The organism is Parasediminibacterium sp. HNIBRBA5674, assembly GCF_056745525.1.
Genome location: NZ_JBQWIE010000024.1, coordinates 25,803 through 42,254, shown reverse-complemented (window position 1 = coordinate 42,254; position 16,452 = coordinate 25,803). Strand labels below are relative to the sequence as shown.

13 protein-coding genes are annotated in these 16,452 nt (G+C 35.8%); 3 read left to right on the top strand and 10 right to left on the bottom strand.

What is annotated here, in order from left to right:
* Window positions 1-9 precede the first annotated feature (9 nt).
* The 8 genes from ACT9TX_RS12435 to carA all read right to left on the bottom strand — a co-directional run bounded on the left by ACT9TX_RS12435 (window position 10) and on the right by carA (window position 10,943).
* Window positions 10-1,158, bottom strand: coding sequence for a DUF3800 domain-containing protein (locus tag ACT9TX_RS12435; protein WP_481338619.1), 1,149 nt, complete (start codon window positions 1,156-1,158; stop codon window positions 10-12).
* Window positions 1,159-1,946: 788 nt separating this feature from the next.
* Window positions 1,947-2,315: a response regulator gene (locus ACT9TX_RS12430; protein ID WP_481338618.1), complete on the bottom strand. Its 369-nt coding sequence runs from the start codon at window positions 2,313-2,315 to the stop codon at window positions 1,947-1,949.
* 90 nt (window positions 2,316-2,405) lie between these two features.
* On the bottom strand, window positions 2,406-4,292 hold the full coding sequence (locus tag ACT9TX_RS12425; RefSeq protein WP_481338617.1) for a PAS domain-containing sensor histidine kinase: 1,887 nt from the start codon (window positions 4,290-4,292) through the stop codon (window positions 2,406-2,408).
* 14 nt (window positions 4,293-4,306) lie between these two features.
* Window positions 4,307-4,936, bottom strand: a complete 630-nt coding sequence (locus tag ACT9TX_RS12420; protein ID WP_481338616.1) for a response regulator — start codon at window positions 4,934-4,936, stop codon at window positions 4,307-4,309.
* Between the two features lie 530 nt (window positions 4,937-5,466).
* A complete protein-coding gene (rseP, locus tag ACT9TX_RS12415) occupies window positions 5,467-6,822 on the bottom strand; it encodes an RIP metalloprotease RseP (RefSeq protein ID WP_481338615.1) in 1,356 nt (451 codons plus the stop codon).
* Between the two features lie 203 nt (window positions 6,823-7,025).
* On the bottom strand, window positions 7,026-8,180 hold the full coding sequence (locus ACT9TX_RS12410) for a 1-deoxy-D-xylulose-5-phosphate reductoisomerase (RefSeq protein ID WP_481338614.1): 1,155 nt from the start codon (window positions 8,178-8,180) through the stop codon (window positions 7,026-7,028).
* A 33-nt stretch (window positions 8,181-8,213) separates the two neighbouring features.
* Window positions 8,214-9,719 carry a GH3 auxin-responsive promoter family protein gene (locus tag ACT9TX_RS12405; protein ID WP_481338613.1) on the bottom strand — a complete coding sequence of 502 codons (1,506 nt, stop codon included), beginning with the start codon at window positions 9,717-9,719 and terminating at the stop codon, window positions 8,214-8,216.
* A gap of 123 nt (window positions 9,720-9,842) precedes the next feature.
* On the bottom strand, window positions 9,843-10,943 hold the full coding sequence (carA, locus tag ACT9TX_RS12400; protein WP_481338612.1) for a glutamine-hydrolyzing carbamoyl-phosphate synthase small subunit: 1,101 nt from the start codon (window positions 10,941-10,943) through the stop codon (window positions 9,843-9,845).
* A 254-nt stretch (window positions 10,944-11,197) separates the two neighbouring features.
* On the opposite strand from carA, the gene ACT9TX_RS12395 reads away from it, so the two are divergent.
* The gene (locus ACT9TX_RS12395; RefSeq protein ID WP_481338611.1) at window positions 11,198-11,455 is read left to right on the top strand and encodes a hypothetical protein; all 258 of its coding nucleotides are present in this window, start codon (window positions 11,198-11,200) and stop codon (window positions 11,453-11,455) included.
* 525 nt (window positions 11,456-11,980) lie between these two features.
* Window positions 11,981-12,604, top strand: coding sequence for a hypothetical protein (locus tag ACT9TX_RS12390; RefSeq protein ID WP_481338610.1), 624 nt, complete (start codon window positions 11,981-11,983; stop codon window positions 12,602-12,604).
* A gap of 416 nt (window positions 12,605-13,020) precedes the next feature.
* On the opposite strand, the gene mgtE is transcribed toward ACT9TX_RS12390, so the two are convergent.
* Window positions 13,021-14,412: a magnesium transporter gene (gene mgtE, locus ACT9TX_RS12385; protein WP_481338609.1), complete on the bottom strand. Its 1,392-nt coding sequence runs from the start codon at window positions 14,410-14,412 to the stop codon at window positions 13,021-13,023.
* A gap of 3 nt (window positions 14,413-14,415) precedes the next feature.
* Here mgtE and ACT9TX_RS12380 point away from each other — a divergent pair, with 3 nt between their 5' ends.
* Window positions 14,416-14,880 (top strand): SET domain-containing protein, encoded by a 465-nt coding sequence (locus ACT9TX_RS12380; RefSeq protein WP_481338608.1) that lies wholly within the window; start codon window positions 14,416-14,418, stop codon window positions 14,878-14,880.
* 98 nt (window positions 14,881-14,978) lie between these two features.
* On the opposite strand, the gene ACT9TX_RS12375 is transcribed toward ACT9TX_RS12380, so the two are convergent.
* Complete coding sequence (locus ACT9TX_RS12375) at window positions 14,979-16,316, bottom strand: GH1 family beta-glucosidase (protein WP_481338607.1); 1,338 nt, start codon at window positions 16,314-16,316, stop codon at window positions 14,979-14,981.
* Window positions 16,317-16,452: the final 136 nt, after the last annotated feature.

Here is a 16,452-nt window from a genome sequence, read left to right as displayed (position 1 = left end):
GAGGCTTATCTAGCGGTCTAACATCTGTCTTAACTTGCTGAATTTATCGTAATCAAGTATATCAAACTCATTCTGTGTTGCCAAATTAACTCTTTCTCTACAAATTTTAATTCTATTTAACATCGGCAAAATTAAGCCGTTGCTATGGTCTAAAAATTTCATTAAGTCAGAAGCACTTGTTGGAAGTCTATACCCTTTTTTATCTCCTTTGCTGTTACTAGCTATTAAGATTCCTTTGTCTCTTAGATTGCCAATTACACTACTTCTAAACTGTTGTTCTTGAAGAGGCGTTGTTCGACCAATTTCTAAGTGTCGCATTAGCTCTTTGGCGGATAAATATTTCTTTGCTCCAAAAGCGTCTTGGTGCATTAGGAAGAGTTTTAAGCAATTAATTTGATCTATGTCAGTTTGTGATTTTATTTTTTTAGTTTCGATAAAATCAATTGCCAAATTTGTTGCGTATTGAGAAATTTTAAAATCAAATTCACTTGCGGTTTCTTGCTCTAAAGTATAAGCATTGTATTCTTTAGGAAAATTATTTATACTTGATATTCTTGGCTCAAGAATTTTTAAAAATCTGTCTTTTGCTGTTAAATCTTTTTGTTTGTCATAACAACGCCCCAAAGTTCCTGCAATAAAATCAGCCAGTTGTATTATTATGCTTTGTTTGCTGTCACTTGTTTGAAATTCTGAACCAGAAAACAAATCTCTTATGTGATTTTTTTCTACATATTTCTTAAAGCTCTTTAAAAAATCATTTCCACCATGTTCGTCAACATGTAATTTCAATTTGGGGTAAGCTTTGAAAAGTTCTTTATATAAAAGCCCATTTAAAAATTTATAAAAAGATTCTTTGTATTTAAAACCTTCCCCAAAAAGTTTTTGTTTGTCAGCAACAAGTGCATATACATTGAAGTTCAATTCAGATAAATCTTTTAATATTTTTAACCTTCGAGAATGATTATCTGCAACATTTTGTGATTTAATTTCTCCAGTCTGAAAGTATTTTTTCCTTATTAATTCTAATGATGATTCAATAGATTTTTTTTCAGATTCGTTGATGATTATACTTACAACTATAAAATGAGTTCCTTGCTTTGTAAAGTCAAAGGAATTATTTCCATACTCGTCAGCAAATGCTAATATTCCTTTTGTCATTTTAGGGATTTTGTTTAAAATTACCTTCAACTCAACTCTTTAGCTGAATCATCAACTCAAGTTTTTTAATGTTGTTATCGATCATTATTCCCTGCAATATACACACTTTCTTCTATGGCAAATAGCCTATTACCACCATATTTCCCATTTGAAGCTAAGTCTTAGATGCTGCAGGGTATAATTTTCTTGCCCTTACCCTAATTTTAAAATAGCTGTAGCTTTTAACTACCACTTTTTTCAAGTTGCAATTGTACTTGTAAGTGAGAATAAATTATTGTAAACTTTGATAGCAAGTGCCTTTCTTTTAAAATTTGGCTCGTATGCTTATTTGCTAAATGGGTTAGCCTATTTATTTGTATTCTTCAAATAAAAAGTATTAAAATACTACTTTGAAGTATTAAAACACTATTTTTAAGTATTAAAATACTACTTTAGAGTATTAAAATAATACTTTTAAATATTAAAATGATATTTACAAATATTGAAATTATATTTTAGGTTAGTAAAATAATACTTTTGAGTATTAGTTTGATACTTTCTTACAGTCGAACGTCTGTGTGGTATTAATCAGCCTCTTTTTCTAATGTCTTTAGTATATCATCTTAAAGCTTTGAATTACATGACAAACCCCAAAGCTTTAAAACTTTGGGGTTTTGTTTTTATAATATAACCAGCAGTCGTACTACTATTGAACGTTTGTTGTCGCACACTTTTACGGTTAGATACTTTGTAGAGCATTTGCCGCATAAACCTATAAGGTCTTTAAGACCTTATAGGTTTACGTGAGATTACCTAGCAAATTCATTAATGGCTTTCACCAAATCTTTAGCTACAAAGGGTTTGGTAAGGTAAGCTTGTGCACCTAAGGCTAGGCCTTTTTCTTTGTCGTTTACATCAGCCCAAGCAGTAAGAAATATAAAAGGGATATGCTGTGTAGCAGGGTTACTACGTACTTGTGTAATCACATCAAAGCCATTTAAGCCTTCCATCATTACATCGCACACAATAATATTGGGTAGTTCATTTGCAAGCGCAAGCCCTTGTTCACCATTACTAGCTTGTAATACTCTAAAGCCATACAAGCTTAATATTGAGCTAATATTTTGTAGTAAATTCTCTTCGTCTTCTATTACTAAAACAGTGGTGGGTGTGCTCATGTTTCTTACCGTTTAGAAAAAATATCTCTCGCAGAAATCGCCGGAAACGCAGATATTTTTCTTCTGTATTCTGTAAATTCTGCGAGCAAATTATATTTTGTTGTAAGGCAATTTTACCGAGAAAATAGTACCTGCATCTAGCTTGCTTTTTATGGTAATGCTGCCGCCATGTTGCTGCACAAAATATTTTACCACTACCAAGCCCATACCTGTGCCAGCAATATTGGCTACATTTCTACCACGAGAAAAAGAGGCAAATAATTTTACAATATCCTCGTGATGAATACCAATACCAGCATCAACAACCGAGATAGTTGCATAGCTGTTACTGTATCGCACACGCAATGTAGGTGCAGGTTTGTTGCTAGAATATTTAAACGCATTGTCTATCAAATTCTGCAAAATATGGCGTAGCATTTTAGTATCGACGGCTATTGGTTGTGCTTCGCCTTTTGTAGTAATAATCAACTGTCTACCATCTTTCCAAGGCTGATAAGCGTTAGCCGCAATATTGCCTATAAAGCTTTGTAAGTCGGTTGATTCTGCATGAAAGTCAATTTTTCCAGCTTCTATTTTACTTACCATGAGTAAGTCGTTCATAAAAGCAGTCATACGTTCTACCTCAGTAATTATTTGGGTTGTAAATGGCGTTATGTCGTCGGCAGGCTTACCCACTTCAAGCATCATTTGTATGATTTCTGCCCCAGAAGATATTACGGCCAAAGGTGTACGCAATTCATGCGATACCATATTTACAAAGGCTGACTTTAAATCGTTTAGCTCTTTTTCACGCTTTACCACCTCGAGCAGATTCTCCTCAAGGTGCACTTCATTGGTAATATCGTTTAAAATTGCCACTATACCTTTATCGTTTGTAGGGCTTTTTATGCCTTCTGTTATATGATACTGAAACCATTTTTTACTACCATCTTTTTGTGCAAGTTTCAATCTGCCTTTAGCATTGCTTGCAGTATTGCCAAGCACTGCAAATGCTTGCCTGTAAAACTCGTAGTTTTTAATACCAATTAAGCCAAACAAGTTTTCATGCTCAGCATTGCTACCAAAATCTTCCCACACTTTATTTAAAAAGTCCACTCGCAATTGGTCATCTGCTAATACTACCACCTCACTCAAATTGTTCAATACATGGGTATAGCTGGCAATGGTTTGCTGCAATACTTGCGCACTTTGTTTGCTCGCAGTAATATCAATACTATATTTTACAATATAGGTATTAGGGGCATCATTAGTAGATATGGGATATAAAATATGCTGCCACCAAGTACCGTTACCATCTTTTGCAATGCGCTCTTCTTCAAAGCGAACGGCAGTTTGCTGGTCTATTGCTTGGTTAAAGCATTCGGCTTCTTGCAAAGCAATATTGGTAGGTAAATTGTAAAAATTACAATACTCTAGCGATGTTTTGCCAATAATTAGCTTGCGCTTATCTGCGTTTGGTAAACTTATTTTATTGACAAAGAGATAACGTTTTTCGGCATCAAAAATTGCAATAGGCACCGAAATTGTTTCTAGCACCTTTTCAAAAACAGGTAGTAAATGCACTTTGCTAGCTTTATCTAAATGTGCTATGGTAAGTGGTTTGTACAGCCACAAATGGCCAGTAATGGCCTCATTAATTATTAATGGAAAATAATCTCTTAGATAAGTAGTGCCATCGTAAAGTACCACTTTTTCTTGCGATACAGGCTTGGCATCTTCGATGATTTCCTCTACGCGGTAAATAAATTTTGAAGGATTTTTAAATAAAAAGCTAGATGCAAAGCCGCTGTTTATAGTGGGCTTGCCTACCAACTCTTCAGGCGCAGTTGTTAGTTTAAATAATTGGCAAAAGCTATTATTGGCAAATTCAATTCGCCTATCGACAGTTTCAATTAACACCGCATCAGCAAGGCTGTTAAATATTAGCTGCTGTTTTTGTTTATGCAATAAATGTTGGTATGTATTGGAAAAATCCATTCAGTTTTTGGTAATTATTTACGCAGCACTTTGGCTATCAACTCAGACTTAGTACGCACACCCATTTTAAAATACACATTTTTTAAATGGTCGTTTACCGTAGTGGCCGATATGCCTAATGCAATAGCAATTTCTTTGTAAGTAAGGCCTTTTAGCAACTCGTTTACCACACCAGTTTCTCTAGGGGTAAGGTTGGCTAAATGGTCTTCGTATCTTTCTTGTGGCTTATGAATTTTTCTAAACAATTTCATAGCCACATCGGGTGTAATTAAAGCACCACCACTTCTTATAATGTCTATATTCTTTCTCAGCTCATCTATTTTAAATGGCTTTAGTAAATAGCCATTTGCACCACGTTGAATACAATCGAATATTACGGCTTCATCATCGTTACCAGTTATCACCACCAAATGAACATCGGCCCATTTTTCTCTGATAAACGTAATACCTTCTAAACCAGAAATACCTGGCAAGCCTAGGTCTATAAACACAATAAATGGCTCGTCAAGTTTGGTTCGTTTTTCTAAAAAATCTTCCATGCTGTTACATGAAAAAGTAATCAGCAAATCTTTTTCTAGCTCAATAAACGCTTCTAGATTTCTACGCAGTGAGCGGTCGTCTTCTATTATACCTACTGTAATCATGGTTTAAAATTAAGTAGTTTCAAATAGGCTATTGGACTTTAAAACGAGACTTCTTGCGTTTTCTTTTTTAGGATTTAGTAAAAATTGGTTTTTCAAAGGATATTGGACAAAGGACTTCTTTCAGTTTTGGGCTTATCAGGTATTGGATAATACGTTTAAGCTTTTCGTGGATATTGAACCTTCGTAATTCATCAATTGGTTCATTAGTTCTTCTACAATTTGGATTTTTTGCTAATCAAAAGTGTCCTTTGGTTTTGTTCAAGGATATTGGATACTTAGTTGGTTTTAAAGGGTTATTGGATGCTGGTTTTTATATAGGATATTGGATACAATCTTTTTATTTTCCGGTGTTTTAAAAGCTTGTTTTCATAGGGTACTTTTTTAACAACGGGCTTTAGAATATTGGATTTTTTTCGCTGTTTAGGCGTTGGCTTTCTGGATATTTAACGATGTAAAAATGTTTCGTTTCAGGGCAATAAAAAACCCCTCAAATGAGGGGTAATGTTTTATGCCAATAAAATGGAGTTTTTTTAGTGCTTAAACATGCGCCAAAAGTCGAGACCTAGTGCATAAGCCATCAAACTTAATAGCAGCACCATACCACCTATTTGTGCGTATTCCATAAACTTATCACTTGGCTTACGACCTGTAATCATTTCTATAATACAGAACAATGCATGACCACCATCTAAAGCTGGTATTGGTAGTATATTCATAAAGGCTAAAATGATAGAGAAAATGGCTGTTAGTTCCCAGAAACGCTGCCAAATCCATACACTAGGAAATGTTTTTGTAATGCTCACTACACTACCTAGGCTATCATTAGCATTTACTTCGCCTGTAAATATCTTTTTAATGCCAGCAATATACTTGGTTAAGGTTTCTTTACATCTTTCAATACCAACTGGTATAGCTTGTGCAAAGGTGTATTTTATAGTTTCGTAGGCAAAAAATTGGTCTGGTGTTTTTGTAAAATAACCAAGCTTACCTTCTTTTAAAGTCAACTTAGTAGTTACGGTGTCTTTACCTCTTAGAAAGCGAATAGTTATTGTTTCATTTTTTAGCTTTTGGGCTGTAGCAACTACCTCGTTATAATACTTAGTAGGCTGGTTGTTAATGCTAATAAATTCATCGCCTTTTTGCATAGATCCTTCTACAATTTTAGCAGATTCGCTAACAGAATCTACTACCGCTGGAAAACGAACCCCAATAAAATCTGCATTACCACCGTCTTTTGCTAACTCTTTAGTTAAATCACTAGGCAAAGCAATTGTAATAGTTTGGCTATCTCTTTTTACAGTAAATGTTTTGGCACTTTTAAATACTACATCAGAAGTTTCGTCACCAAAATACGTTACAGGTCTATTGTCTATAGCTATGATATTATCACCATCTTTTAAGCCTATTTTTTTAGCTAAATCGTTGGTAGCAATACCGTATTGCATATTTTTTACTGGTAGCATTTTATCGCCCCAATAAGAAGTAATACCAATGAAAATTATGATAGCTAATACTACATTTACTACTACACCACCAATCATAATAATTAGGCGCTGCCAAGCTGGTTTGCTTCTAAATTCATAATCTGCAGGTGGTAGTTTCATCTGCTCTTTATCCATACTTTCATCTACCATACCTGAGATTTTTACAAAACCACCAAAAGGCACCCAACCAATACCGTATTCAGTTTCGCCACGTTTTATTTTAAACAAACTGAAGTAAGGATTGAAGAATAAGTAGAACTTTTCTACACGGCATTTAAAAAACTTTGCTGGCACAAAATGCCCAAGTTCGTGTAGTACTACCAATATTGAAAACGACAAAATAAATTGTCCTGTTTTAACCAATGTGATGCCCCAATCAATCGCTAATAATGTCATAACCATGGCCCTAAAGGGAAGTTTTAAAACTTGTTGTTTCTTTAAACAAGTTTTGTTTGTTGAAAAAATATTTACTCGCTTCGATAAAAGCTGAAAAAAGAACTAAACGTTGCAGTAGGTACTTCGCTAACTCAGTATAAACTTGCAAAAACAGCTACATTGAAATACAAATGCTCGTCCCAAAAATACTCCCTTTAGGGTTGGGGCAATCACATTTGAATGAGCGAAGCGGCAAATGTTCTTGCTTCACCATCGCTATCGTAATACTGCTGCAAAGTAGGTTTTTCTATAAATGTTACCTTATTTAAAGCCTGTTCTACCACTTCAGTCATGTCTAAAAAGCCAATACGGTTTCTTAAAAACGCATACACGGCTACTTCGTTGGCTGCGTTTAAAATGCAAGGCATGTTGCCGCCTTTGTGCAAGGCTTCGGTAGCAAGCACCAAGTTTCTAAACGTACGTAAGTCTGGCTCTTCGAAAGTTAAAGTATTCGGTTTTTTAAAATCGTAACGAGGAAAATCGCTTGGTATACGCTGTGGAAAAGCCATGGCATACTGAATAGGCAACTTCATATCTGGTAAGCCCATTTGTGCTTTTACGCTACCATCTTCAAATTGCACCATACTGTGAACGATGCTTTGTGGATGCACCATCACCTTTATTTGGTCTGGCTTTAAGTTGAATAACCACTTGGCTTCAATCATCTCAAGCCCTTTGTTCATGAGGGTTGCAGAGTCAATAGATATTTTAGCGCCCATGGCCCAATTAGGGTGTTGTAATGCGTGGTCTCGCTTAACATTTACCAAATAATTTGGCTTACGACCCAAAAATGGCCCTCCGCTAGCGGTTAAAATAATTTGCTCAATTTTATTGCGCCCCTCACCTACTAAGCATTGAAAGATAGCCGAATGTTCACTATCAACAGGAATAACAGCTACACGCTTTTCTAGGGCTTTTTGCATTACAATATCGCCTGCCACTACCAAAGTTTCTTTGTTTGCCAAGGCAATAGCTTTGCCATTTTCTATGGCTTGTAATGTAGGTTTTAAACCTGCAAAGCCCACAATAGCCGCTAGCATCATATCGTAGCAATCCATGGCTGCTACTTCTTCTAAAGCTTTTTCGCCAGCAAATACTTTTACATCAGTACTGGCTAAAGCCTCTTTTACTACGTGATATTTTTTATCATCGCCAATTACCACGCAATTGGGATTGAATTTTAAAGCCTGCTGAATTAATAGTTCGTGGTTGCTTTGGGCAGTTAATACCTCAGCCGAAAATTTATCTGCATGTGCAGAAATAACGTCTAAAGCTTGCGTACCTATAGAACCAGTAGAACCAAATATTGCGATGCGTTTTACCATTAGAGTTGCAATATAAATACAATAAAATTAACGCTAAAGTAAAGAAGACGTTAAGAATGTTTTCAAATCATCTGCCAATTGCCTATCGTTACTTAAACGTGGCACTTTGTTTTGCCCGCCTAGCTTACCTATATGCTTCATATAATCTATAAACCCATGCTTACGAACAGGTACAATTTGTAAGGTTTGTAAAATATTACCACCAATCAAATCATCGTAGTACACATTTTTAGCTCTTAAATTGGCGTCAACTTGTAGCGAAAAAGCTTCCATATCCGTTGGTGGCGTTTCAAATTCTATTAACCACTCGTGGTAGCTTTTACCTTCGCCTTGTTGTATAAATGGTGCTACTGCAAATTCAATCACATTTACACCAAATTGCTTAGCTGCATTTAATAAAGCATACTCAACTTCTTCGCCAATAACATGCTCACCAAAAGCAGATATAAAATGCTTAATGCGACCACTAACCACAATTCTGTACGGATTAAGACTTACAAATTTTACAGTATCGCCAATATTATAGCCCCACAAACCTGCATTGCTGTTAATGATTAAAGCATAATTCTCGCCTAGTTTTACATCTTTCAGCGTTAAACGTGTAGGCTGCTCATTAAAAATTTCTGCCGCAGGCACAAATTCAAAAAAGATACCGCTATTGGTATTTAACAATAAACCTGGTGCTTTTTGTGTGTCTTGAAATGCAAAAAAACCTTCGCTTGCAGGATACAATTCTACAACATCAATCGTTTTACCGATACTATCAAATAGCTTGGCTTTGTAAGGTTCAAAGTTTACACCACCTTGCACCATCACGCTAAAATTAGGAAACAGTTCGCTTATTTTTTTGCCACTACGTTCTACCAATCTGTCAAAATACATTTGCATCCAAGGTGGTATGCCACTTATTAGCGTCATATCTTGGTTAATGGTTTCGCCCACTATCGCATCTAGTTTTGTTTCCCAATCATCAATACAATTGGTGGTATAACTAGGTAATTGATTGGTACGTAAATATTTAGGTATGTGGTGGTTAACGATACCGCTTAAACGACCTGTAGGAATATCTGCAATACGTTCAAGCTCTGGCGAGCCGCTTAAAAAAATCATTTTGCCTTTTACAAAAGCATGGTTACCAGTTTCTGCCATGTAGCACAGCAAAGCATTACGTGCTGTATCTATGTGGTTGGGTATAGAATCTTTAGTAATGGGTATATATTTTACACCGCTAGTAGTGCCGCTAGTTTTGGCTAAATAAATAGGCTTGCCTTTCCACAATACATTGTGCTTGCCATCTTTTATTTGAGCGATGTAGTCTTTAATTTGTTCGTAATCTCTTATGGGTACAGCTTTGGTAAAATCGCTGTGAGAGTGAATATTTTCAAATTGGTGGTCTTTACCAAACACAGTGTTCCTACCAACTTTTAGTAAGTTTTTAAAAATCGCTTCTTGGTCTTGCAAGGCCGTGTGCGATTCTTTAATAATCTTTTTATGGATGTAGCTGGCAAATGGTTTTGCCAACAAAGACTTCAAGTTCATGTTACAAATATAACCGCTGATTAAACTAATTAACCTAGCGAAGGTATGGAACGCAGATTTTCATGATTTTGATGATAAATCTTGTTTTATCTTGACAAGCATGATAATCTGCGTTCTATAAAATTAATTAGCGGTCATCATAGCCACAAAATCATCAAATAAGTAGCGGCTATCGTGTGGGCCTGGTGTTGCTTCAGGGTGATATTGTACGCTAAACGCAGGCTTGTTTTTTAAACGAATACCTTCTATGCTATTATCGTTTAGGTTTAAGTGTGTTACCTCAATGTTTTCGTGGTTTTTAACCGCTTCTGGGTCTACACCAAAACCGTGGTTTTGTGTGGTAATTTCACATTTACCAGTAATAATATTTTTTACAGGGTGGTTTAAACCTCTGTGACCGTGGTGCATTTTAAACGTAGGAATACCATTTGCCAAAGCCAATAATTGGTGACCTAAACAAATACCAAACACAGGTTTTTCTTCTTGCAAAATATCTTTAATGGTTGCTACTGCATAAGGCATAGCAGCAGGGTCACCTGGACCATTTGAAATAAAATAACCGTTAGGGTTAAATTCTTTTAAGCGAGCCAAAGGTGTTTTTGCAGGATGCACACGTACATGCGCACCACGCTCTACTAAGCAGTTTAAAATATGTTTTTTCACACCAAAATCTAGTACAGATACTTTGATGGCAGAATTTATATCGCCTAGTTCGTATTCTGTTTGGGTACTTACGGTGCTAGCAAGCTCTAAACCATCCATATTAGGGCAGCTTGCTAGTAGTGCTTTTAATTGGTCTACATCTAAAATTTCAGATGAGATAATGCAGTTCATAGCACCTTTTTCACGTACATGGGCTACTAAAGCTCTTGTATCTATATCTTCAATGGCTACAATTTTATTCTCAACCAAGTATTTATCTAACGAGCCTATTGCTTGAAAACGGCTAAACAATTCTTCTAAATTTCTAGCTATTAAGCCTCTAATTTTTACGGTGTCGCTTTCTACATCGGTAGGTTTTACACCATAGTTACCCACGTGTACATTGTTCATAATCAATACCTGACCAGTGTAACTTGGGTCTGTAAATACTTCCTGATAGCCCGTCATGCCGGTATTGAAACAAATTTCACCAGTGGTAGTGCCTATTAAGCCAAAAGCTTTACCATGAAAAACGTGCCCGTCGGCCAAAACTAAAATTGCAGGTTGTTGTGTAGTAGCCATTACTGATTTATGATTTGAGATTTGCTATTTGTGATTTGCGTGATTTTAATGATAAAATGATTATCGAAAAATCAAGACCGATTAGGCTGCGCAAAATTTTTGCAAATTAAGCCCCATATTTTTAAACAATACCTATTAAAGTTTAAAACTTATACCCAAAATGAAAATTTGGTGTAAGAAGAATGAGATAAAAAACACTACTCACTTTGAAATTTTATTATTCAATCACTTAGTTTTATTACAAATAAAATTCTATGGCACTACTCATTCATGGCACGAGAGAAACATTTATAAACTTAGATGAGTTTTTAGTTAGTATGATTATCATAGATGGCTCTAATAGAAAAGTTTTTAATTGCAGTAAATTCATAAAAAAAACCTCCAAAGCTTTAGCGGCTTTGGCGGTTTTTTATATAAATCTAAACTTTCAAAATGCCGTAAACGAGCATATTGAAACCTATCAGAAAAAGCTGGTTAATACCACACAGATATTTAACTGTAAGAAAGTATAATTTTAATACTCATTAGTATTGTTTTAATACTCTAAAATATATTTTTAATACTTTTAGATATAATTCGAATACTTAAAAGTATTATTTTAATACTTACAATTATAATTTTAATACTTTTAAGTAGTGTTTTAATACTTCAAAGTAGTATTTTAATACTTTTTATTTGAAGAATACAAATAAATAGGCTAACCCATTTAGCAAATAAGCATACGAGCCAAATTTTAAAAGAAAGGCGCTTGCTACCAAAGCTTACAATAATTTATTCTCACTTACAAGTACAATTGCAACTTGAAAAAAATGGTAGTTAAAAGCTACAGCTATTTTAAAATTAGGGTAAGGGAAAGAAAAGTATAACTCACCACATCTAAGACTTAGTTCCAAATGCGAAATATGGTGGTAAAAGGCTATTTGCCATAGAAGAAAGTGTGTATATTGCAGGGGATAATTTTTGACTAGAAATTAACCTAGTCAAAAATTACTAATTAAGAAACCAAAAATTGTAAATAATTAAATTTATAGAAGTAAATGACAACAGATTTAAAACAAAAGAAAATAAACAGATTTTTATTCTTAAAACTACTTTATACAGACTCTAATGGCGACAGTGGTGCGATGTTTAATATGTGGGAAGTTGGCGAAGAATTAAAACTTGATAGAAACGAAACAAGTCAAATTGTTGATTATTTAACTGGCGAAAACTTAATTGAGCCGAGAGCTTTAGGTGGAGGAATTGCATTGACACATTGGGGTATTAAAGAAGTAGAACAGGCACTTGATAGTCCCGACAAACCGACTGAACACTTTTTGCCAATAAATATTATTAACATTGGTACAATGCAAAATTCTACCTTGCAACAATCAACAACCAACTCTACAATAAACTACCATTTTGATAACAATAAAATTGCTGACCTAGAAGGAGTAATTAATTCATTAAAAAGTATTCAAGACACTTTAGAAATCTCTACTGACTTACATAGAGAACTGATAAGTGAAATTCAAACTTTGGAAATTCAACAGCAATCACCACGACCTAAAAATATTATAATAACAGAATCACTAAAAACTGTAAGGGCATTATTAGAAAGTGTAGCAGGCAATGCAATTACACCAGTTATCATTGGACAAATTACACAACTATTGACGTAGTAGCTCAGTGAAATTTGTAGTTTCGCAAGTACTATTAAGTTGCTTTTAGCAACAATACAATATTGCCGAAAGTAATAGTAAACAATTACGAAACTGCAAGTTATAAGTATTCGAAACCATAATTCATCACTCCATCGGAGTGAAATATTTATAGCCAATTTGTGAATAAACAGCATCTTTAACCCCATAGGGGTCGAACAAATTGGTATAAATGCTTCTACAAATATTTAATCCTTACGGGATTTTAGATGTTTCGAACACCTGTGACTGAAAATTTCGTAGAGCACAGCAAATATTGTACAGCCGCTATCGGTAGTGCGACGCAATAACTGCTAAATAGTAGTAGAAAAGCAGTAACCAAAGGGAAATACTACTTGATAAAACTAGCAACTAGTAACCTGTAGCCAGCAACCTACTTACAACAACGTACCGCTTAAAAACAATAAGGCCACACTAAAATATATTACCAAGCCAGTTACATCTACCAATGTGGCAACAAATGGGGCAGAAGATACGGCCGGGTCGGCACCGAGTTTTTTAAGTACAATGGGCAACATAGAGCCGCTGAGCGTGCCCCACAAAACCACACCTAATAAACTGCAACCTACAGTATAAGCAATCATTAGCCAATGTGGACCATACATGGCTGGCGAGATGCTGTGCCACGCTACTACACGTATAAAACCTATAAGACCAAGCACACCACCTAGCATTACACCGCTAAGTAATTCTCGCTTTAAAACACGCCACCAATCTGCAAGGCTTATATCGCCTACAGCCATGGCTTGTATAATTAAAGTACTTGCCTGGCTACCGCTATTACCACCACTACTTATAATTAATGGTACAAAAAGGGCAAGCACTACGGCTTTTTCTATTTCGCCTTGAAAGTAGCCCATAGCTGTTGCTGTGAGCATTTCTCCCAAAAACAAAACTACTAGCCAGCCTATGCGCTTGCGGAATAATTTGTGTAGTGCAATGTCCAAATAAGGCTCATCTAAGGCTTCGGTACCACCAATCATTTGTATGTCTTCGCTAAACTCTTCATTAGCTACCCAAAGCATATCATCTATGGTTACAATACCTAGTAGAATGTTGTTATCATCAGTAACCGGTAGGGCCACACGGTTATTCATTTTAAATACCTGACTGGCATGTTCTTGGTCGTCAGTAACGTTTAGGGCTACCACACGGTCGTCCATTACTTCGCTCACAAGCTTATCTGGCGAGGCCAAAATCACATCTCTAATTCTTATATCGTCTATCAGTTCGCCAGCCTCGTTGATGACATAAATTACATCAATGGTTTCACTGCCTTTGGCAAAGCGCCTAATAGTTACAAATACTTCTTCAATGGTATTATGCTCATACACATACACATAGTCAGGCGTCATTAAACGGCCTACACTATCTTCTGGATAGCCCAAATGTGTAAGGGTAATTTTACGCTCTTCTGGGTCAAGTAGTTTTATTAAATCACGAATCACATTTTTGGGTAGTTCTTCCAAAAAGTCGGTTCTATCATCAGGCGGTAATTCGTTTAGTAGCTCAGCGGTTTTAAAAGAGGGTAGTTCTTTTACAATGTCTTTCTGCTGAGAAATGTCTAGAATTTTAAATACGCTAGCGGCACGATGGATGGCCATATTACCAATAATATGTGCCTCGTATTCAGGGTATTCGTTTATTAGCTCAGCAACATCGCTTATGTTCTGATCGTTTAAAAAGTCGGCAATTTGTAGCTTATCATCGGTAGCAATTACGTTTTCAAATTGCTCCATAATGTCCTCATTTTCAAATTCTAAACTCATGGGGTGCAATTTACGCCGATTAGTGGTTTTAAAGAACTGTATGTTGTTATCAATGTATCACTTATTTTTACCACTATGATTTTACCTGACTTAGTAATAGCACCATCAGAAAAGGGTGGTAAAGGCGGCAAGGGCGTATTTACCACCAAGGCATTTAAAGTAGGCACCATTGTAGAAATTTCGCCAGTATTGGTGTTCACTGGCAAAGAGTATTTGCATCTAGCAGAAACCATGTTGTACAACTATGTATTTGAATGGGGACCAACACGTAAGAAAGCCGCACTAGCACTTGGTTACATCAGCATGTACAACCACAGTTACAGCGCCAATTGCGAGTACGAAATGGATTTTGATAATAACTTAATGACTATTAAAGTGGTAAAGCCTATTAAAAAAGGCGAGGAACTTTTTATAAACTACAATGCAGAGGCAGATAACAAAAACAAGGTGTGGTTTGATGCGAAATAGTTACCCCTTAGCCCCTAAAGGGGAATGAATAACTGCGATGTATCTTTTTAGCAAAACAATTCGTGTAATTCGTACTAATTTGTGGTATTAAGAACTGACTATTTCGTTAAAAAACTCCTCCACCAATAGCCTGAGTTTTTAATGGTGCGTAATTGCGTTTTAAAGTCAACATGTACTAGACCAAATCTAGCTTTGTAGCCCTCGCTCCATTCAAAATTATCCATCAAGGTCCAGGCAAAATAGCCTTTTACATTCACGCCTTCATGCTTGGCTTTTAGCATAGCCTGTAAATAATCTTGAAAGTATTGTATGCGGTGCGCATCGTTAATAACGCCATTTACCAATGTGTCTTTAAAAAATGCACCGCCCTCGCTAATGATGATTTCTTTAACGCTACCGTATAGCCAAAAGCGTTTAATCATGCGGTAAAAACTGTCTGCATTTATTTCCCAGCCCATATCGGTAGTAGGTACTTTTCTGGTTTTTGCGTTAACCTCACTCAGTTGTACATAAGGTATCAATGGATTGTGTTTTACCGTTAAAGCAAAATAGTTCTGAACACCAATAAAGTCGAAGTTAAAAGTCATTTTATCGGTGTATTTCCATGCCTTATTGTGCAATACCAACTTGTCAATTAATGGAAAATCGACATCGCTTGGATAGCCACGGCCTAGTGTAGGTTCTATAAACAATCTATTGAGTAAAATATCTGCACGTTTTGCAGCTTGCACGTCTATATCTCTGTTAGTAAGAGGCATCACCTCACTACACGAAAAGCTTGTACCAATGTGTGCTTTAGACACCAAGTTTCTTAATACTCTACCACCTTCTGCTTGCGCCATTACTGCATTGTGTACGGCTGGTAAAAAATACTCAAGCCCTATTTTGCCAGGCGCATGTTTGCCTATCATGTAGCCAAGGCTTGTAAAGCCCATGGGTTCATTCAGTACAATCCAATCTTTTACACGGTCACCAAATTCTTCAGCACAAACTGTTGCAAAACGGTTAAACCATTTTAATAATTGGTGGCTTGCCCAGCCGCCTTCTTTTTCTAAAGCTTGTGGCAAATCCCAATGATACAGGGTTACATAAGGCGTTAAGCCTAGCAATAAACATTCATCAATCACTTTGTTGTAAAAGGCAATGCCTTCTTTATTTACTCTACCAATTCCTTCTGGTAAAATGCGGCTCCATGAAATAGAGAAGCGAAATACTTTAAAGCCAAGTGCTTTTACAAGTAGCAAATCATCTTTATAGCGGTGGTAAAAATCGCAGGCCACAAAGGGCTTATCACCACCTTTTATTTTGCCTTGGCGTCTTGCAAAAGCGTCCCAAATAGATAAGCCACGGCCATCAATATTGTAAGCACCTTCATTTTGCGCAGCGGCAATAGCAACGCCCCATAAAAAATCGTTTCCAAATTGTTTGGCCTGCATAATTATTGGTTAGTACAACTATCAAAGTTGAGGCAAGCTGTATTACCATAAGATTAAATTTTAAGAAAGTAAAGCCAGTTGTGAACTTTCGAAAATAGAAATTGTTACTAAAAATTAATTAAACGTTTGTTTGGTT

Bases quoted from the DNA above. Each gene is read 5' to 3' on its own strand.
- ACT9TX_RS12420 (WP_481338616.1), bottom strand. From the start codon at position 4,936: ATGATTACAGTAGGTATAATAGAAGACGACCGCTCACTGCGTAGAAAT.
- ACT9TX_RS12375 (WP_481338607.1), bottom strand. From the start codon at position 16,316: ATGCAGGCCAAACAATTTGGAAACGATTTTTTATGGGGCGTTGCTATT.
- mgtE (WP_481338609.1), bottom strand. From the start codon at position 14,412: ATGAGTTTAGAATTTGAAAATGAGGACATTATGGAGCAATTTGAAAAC.
- ACT9TX_RS12390 (WP_481338610.1), top strand. From the start codon at position 11,981: ATGACAACAGATTTAAAACAAAAGAAAATAAACAGATTTTTATTCTTA.
- rseP (WP_481338615.1), bottom strand. From the start codon at position 6,822: ATGGTTATGACATTATTAGCGATTGATTGGGGCATCACATTGGTTAAA.
- ACT9TX_RS12435 (WP_481338619.1), bottom strand. From the start codon at position 1,158: ATGACAAAAGGAATATTAGCATTTGCTGACGAGTATGGAAATAATTCC.
- ACT9TX_RS12410 (WP_481338614.1), bottom strand. From the start codon at position 8,180: ATGGTAAAACGCATCGCAATATTTGGTTCTACTGGTTCTATAGGTACG.
- carA (WP_481338612.1), bottom strand. From the start codon at position 10,943: ATGGCTACTACACAACAACCTGCAATTTTAGTTTTGGCCGACGGGCAC.
- ACT9TX_RS12405 (WP_481338613.1), bottom strand. From the start codon at position 9,719: ATGAACTTGAAGTCTTTGTTGGCAAAACCATTTGCCAGCTACATCCAT.
- ACT9TX_RS12395 (WP_481338611.1), top strand. From the start codon at position 11,198: ATGGCACTACTCATTCATGGCACGAGAGAAACATTTATAAACTTAGAT.
- ACT9TX_RS12425 (WP_481338617.1), bottom strand. From the start codon at position 4,292: ATGGATTTTTCCAATACATACCAACATTTATTGCATAAACAAAAACAG.
- ACT9TX_RS12430 (WP_481338618.1), bottom strand. From the start codon at position 2,315: ATGAGCACACCCACCACTGTTTTAGTAATAGAAGACGAAGAGAATTTA.